Genomic DNA, 1,218 nt, shown 5'->3' with positions numbered 1-1,218 from the left:
TCAGGCAGCGCTTTCTGTTCGCCATCAAGTGGTACATAAACGTTTTGTGGTTGAGGGGCTGAAGGAACGAGGAGATCTCTTCGTTGAAGAGCTACATGAAGTGCGTGACAACAACATCGTGATTTTCTCTGCTCATGGTGTATCGCAAGCGGTTCGCCAAGAAGCAAAACAGCGTGATCTGACGGTATTTGATGCAACGTGCCCATTGGTAACGAAAGTTCATATGGAAGTTGCGCGTGCAAGCCGCCGCAATATGGAAGTGGTTCTGATTGGTCATGCTGGTCACCCAGAAGTCGAAGGTACCATGGGTCAGTACTCAAGCGAAACTGGCGGCATGTACTTAGTGGAAACTCCTGCGGACGTTGAAAAACTAAAAGCGATCGTGAAAGATCCATCGGATCTGCACTATGTAAGCCAAACCACATTGTCTGTCGATGAAACCGCTGATGTGATTGAAGAGCTACGCCGCGTATTTCCTGACATCCAAGGCCCACGTAAAGACGATATTTGTTACGCAACACAAAACCGCCAAGATGCCGTGCGAGAGCTGGCTGGTGATGTGGATGTAATGGTGGTTGTGGGTTCTAAGAATTCTTCAAACTCTACTCGTCTTAAAGAGTTGGCTGAGAAACTTGGCACGCCTGGTTACGTGACGGATTGTCCTGAAGATATCAAGCCAGCGTTGTTTGAAGGCAAGACAAAAGTAGGTGTGACAGCGGGTGCTTCTGCGCCAGAAGAGTTGGTGAATCAGATTCTTGAGCGTATCAAAGAACTAGTGGGTGCACGCTCAGTCGATGAAGTCTTAGGTCGAGAAGAAAACATGTTCTTCGAAGTACCAAAAGAGCTGCAAATCAAGCAAGTGGACTGATATCCATTTATCGAATATTCAAAAGGCGACCTCAAGGTCGCCTTTTTTGATCGCATGTTTCGCTCATATTCGGCACTTAGTGGCTGATACCTAGCATCTCTTTGAGTACTTTGAGGTAACGACGGCTTACTGGGATCTCAAAGCCTGTTTTAGTGATGATTTCGGCTAGACCATTTTCCAGCAGCTTGATTTCACTGATGGCCTTAATGCTCACTAAATATTGGCGATGACAACGCACTAAGGGCGTTTTTTCTTCCAGTGTTTTTAACGTGAGCTGAGTGCTTGCTGTTTGGCTGGTGGAACGTATATGCACACCGCTAATATCGCTATAAGCACATTCCACCGTCTCG

The 1,218-nt window shown here is 46.9% G+C and carries 2 protein-coding genes; one reads left to right on the top strand and one right to left on the bottom strand.

What is annotated here, in order from left to right:
• A partial coding sequence (ispH, locus tag R7F67_RS24405; protein WP_318057487.1) for a 4-hydroxy-3-methylbut-2-enyl diphosphate reductase occupies positions 1-868 on the top strand: 868 nt, incomplete at its 5' end.
• 76 nt (positions 869-944) lie between these two features.
• Here ispH and R7F67_RS24400 read toward each other — a convergent pair.
• On the bottom strand, positions 945-1,218 hold a 274-nt coding region (locus R7F67_RS24400; RefSeq protein WP_318057486.1), incomplete at its 5' end, for a LytTR family transcriptional regulator DNA-binding domain-containing protein.

It is taken from the genome of Vibrio sp. YT-17 (genome assembly GCF_033337375.1).
Taxonomy (GTDB): Bacteria; Pseudomonadota; Gammaproteobacteria; order Enterobacterales; family Vibrionaceae; genus Vibrio; species Vibrio alginolyticus.
The sequence above is the reverse complement of the archived record's forward strand: the minus strand, read 5'-3'. Positions and strand labels throughout refer to the sequence as shown.